The 908-nt window shown below is 66.6% G+C and carries 1 protein-coding gene and 1 pseudogene; both read right to left on the bottom strand.

From position 1 onward, the window contains the following. The coding region (locus tag MOV76_RS39245) for a BatA domain-containing protein (RefSeq protein ID WP_247266606.1) at positions 1-464 on the bottom strand (464 nt) is incomplete at its 3' end. Next, positions 461-908 (bottom strand): annotated as a pseudogene (locus tag MOV76_RS39240) (DUF58 domain-containing protein); the annotation flags it as partial. The gene MOV76_RS39245 and the pseudogene MOV76_RS39240, both read right to left, overlap by 4 nt.

The following is a 908-nucleotide window of genomic DNA, read 5'->3' as shown; positions in this document are numbered from 1 at the left end:
CGAAGCTTGTCGCGAGCGGCAGCGGCGGTGCCGGGCACGGCGTCGTTGGTCGGATCGGCGGTGAAAGCGATAGACACGGGTGTGCCGGCGGATTCGGCATCGTCTATCAACGCGTCGGCGGTCTGGATGCGGCGCTCCCAGTCGGGTGCCGCCGCCCAGCTGTTATCGACGAAGAGGACGAGCGGGCCACCTGATGCGAGCGAACTGGTGCGCGGATTGAAAACCGGATCGGCGATCGCAAGGATGATGGTGGCGGCGAGCAGCATGCGCAGCAGCGTCAGCCACCAAGGGCTTTGCGCCGGCGTCTCCTCGCGCTTCAACACCAAGGCGAGGATCTTCAGCGGCGGGAAGACCTCGGTCTTCGGACGTGGCGGTGTCAGCCGCAGCAGCCACCAGATGACCGGCAAGGCAACGAGCGCGCCGAGAATGGCGGGATAGGCGAAAGCGAAGGGAAGGGCGTTCATAGCTGCCCTCCATGCGTTGCTTTGGCCGGCATGCCGGACAGATACATGTGCACCGCGACCAGCGCTTCCGAAGCAAGATGATCGGTGCGGTGGGTCGCGAAGGTCCAGCCGAGATGGCGCAGCGACTGTCCGAGGCTGTCCCTGCGGGCGAGGTAGGCGTTGCGATAGGCCTCGCGGATGTGTTCGGCGCGGCCGGAAACGAGCCTGGCGCCGCTCTCCGGATCGGTGAATTCGGTGCGGCCGCTATAGGGGAATATCTCTTCGGCGGGATCTGATATCTCGACCACGTGGCCACGCAGGCCGCGGCGGGCGAGCGGGCCGAGCCGTTCCATGATTGCCGGCGCATCGTCGAGGAAATCGCCGATGAGGACGAGGTCGCTCCAGCCGCGGATCATCGCCGTTTCCGGCAGGCCGCCGGTCAGCGGCGTGTGCATGAGCGCGGCT

This window comes from Rhizobium sp. PRIMUS64, assembly GCF_023006465.1.
Taxonomy (GTDB): domain Bacteria; phylum Pseudomonadota; class Alphaproteobacteria; order Rhizobiales; family Rhizobiaceae; genus Rhizobium; species Rhizobium leguminosarum.
This window is presented reverse-complemented; position numbering and strand designations above follow the sequence as displayed.